Annotated in this window: 2 protein-coding genes and 1 pseudogene; all 3 read left to right on the top strand. The window is 61.8% G+C overall.

Annotated features, from left to right (window positions below):
• Positions 1-317 (top strand): Mu-like prophage major head subunit gpT family protein (locus ACTZWY_RS19680; protein WP_444792401.1); only part of this gene is annotated, 317 nt, incomplete at its 5' end.
• A 79-nt stretch (positions 318-396) separates the two neighbouring features.
• Positions 397-1,119: pseudogene (locus tag ACTZWY_RS19675) on the top strand (phage protease); the annotation flags it as partial.
• Between the two features lie 125 nt (positions 1,120-1,244).
• Entirely contained in the window at positions 1,245-1,634 is a 390-nt protein-coding gene (locus ACTZWY_RS19670) for a hypothetical protein (RefSeq protein WP_444792400.1), read from the top strand.
• Positions 1,635-1,659 lie beyond the last annotated feature (25 nt).

The raw sequence follows: 1,659 nt of genomic DNA, 5'->3' as shown, positions 1-1,659 counted from the left end.
ATGGCTTCACCATCACGAACCGCAAGTTCGAAAGCACCATTTCGATCAGCCGCGACGATATTTCCGATGATCGCCTTGGCGTCTTCGCGCCGATGATTCAGAGCATGGGCTATGAAGCTGCAATCCACCCCGATCATGTGGTGTTCGGCCTGCTGGCCGCTGGCTTCGATACCCTGTGCTATGACGGCCAGAACTTCTTCGATACCGAACACCCGGTGCGCGATGAAGATGGCCCCGTCACCATTGACGGCGGCAACTCGAACGAATGGAAGGGCACGGCGAAACCGCTTGTCACGCCCTTCCTGAGCGCGGCCTGATCATGACCCATGTTCACGCCACATGCGGCGAACTGCCGGGGGGAACTGTGCCTGATACGGTGCAGCTACTGCCTCCCGGCGCGGCAATGGCCCTGTCCCGGCTGCGGGCTGGATCAAGTCGATCTTCTATGACGCCCGGTCAGGCTTCTGGGCCAAGGTGGACTGGACGGCCCGCGCGCGCGAGATGATCGCGAACCGCGAATACCGCTATCTGTCGCCCGTGTTCACGCATGATGCGAAGGGACGGATCACACGGCTTATGGGCGCGTCCCTTGTCCATAGGCCAGCCCTACACATCAAGGCACTTGCCAGCGCACAGGAGCACCCCATGCCCGACACATCGCCCCCCTTTGCCCGGATCGCCAAGGCGCTTGACCTGCCCGAAGACGCGACCGAAGACGGCATTCTTTCCGCCCTGGGCGAACGTCCTGCCACGGCGTCCGAGGTCACGCCCGATCCGGCGAAGTTCGTGCCGATTGAGGCCGTGCGCGAATTGATGGCCGAACGTGTCACCAGCAAGGCCACGAATTCGGAAACCCAAGCCCGCGCGCGCGTGCAAGACGCCATGCGCGAAGGCCACATTACCCCGGCCATGCAGGATTGGGCGGTTGCCCTGTGCGGGCAAGACCCGGAAAGCGTTGAAAGCTTCGTCCAGTCCAGCGCCGCACCTTTCAGTCACCTGTTCAAAGGCCCCAGTGTAAACCGCACCATGCACACGCAAGGCGCGACGGTGGGCAGCGCTGAAGAACTCGCAATTTGTGCGCAACTGGGGATCGATCCGGGCGAATTGGCAAAGGGCTGAAAAGAGATACCGGCGAGAGCGTCAAGCAAGCCCGCGCCGGTTCACTGGCCCCGGACGGTGAAACCGGGACCAGCAAGGCGGGGGCCTGGCTGCGCGCCCCCGTCTACACCTGAAAGGAAGGCACCATGGCAGAGCAACACATGCCCAGAAATGCAGAGCGGATCGCAACCGCCCAAGGTATCCTTGCCATGTGCCGGGACGTGAAAGCAGATGTGGCGCGTCTCGAAAGCGAAACCGAAGCCCTTCTGGCAACCCTTGAAGCTGGCCATGAAACCCCTGTTGAAGCCCGCCTTCAACGCACGGTTCAACCCTCGCAACACCTGCGCGAACACCGGCCCGGACGCCCCAAGAAGCTTGCCGCTGATCCAGAGTTGCGCGCCTTCGTGGAAGCCCGGTTCAACCAGATGACCTTCGAACAGATCGCGGATGAAGTCGCGCAAAACTTCCCGCCGGAACGGCGCGTTGCCAAGTCTGCTATTCACGCTTGGTGGCACGCTCACTATAAACGGAAATAACAAACCGATCCGGGGTAGGCTCCGG

This window comes from Roseinatronobacter sp. NSM (assembly GCF_052379845.1).
Classification (GTDB): Bacteria; Pseudomonadota; Alphaproteobacteria; order Rhodobacterales; family Rhodobacteraceae; genus Roseinatronobacter.
The sequence above is the reverse complement of the archived record's forward strand: the minus strand, read 5'-3'. Positions and strand labels throughout refer to the sequence as shown.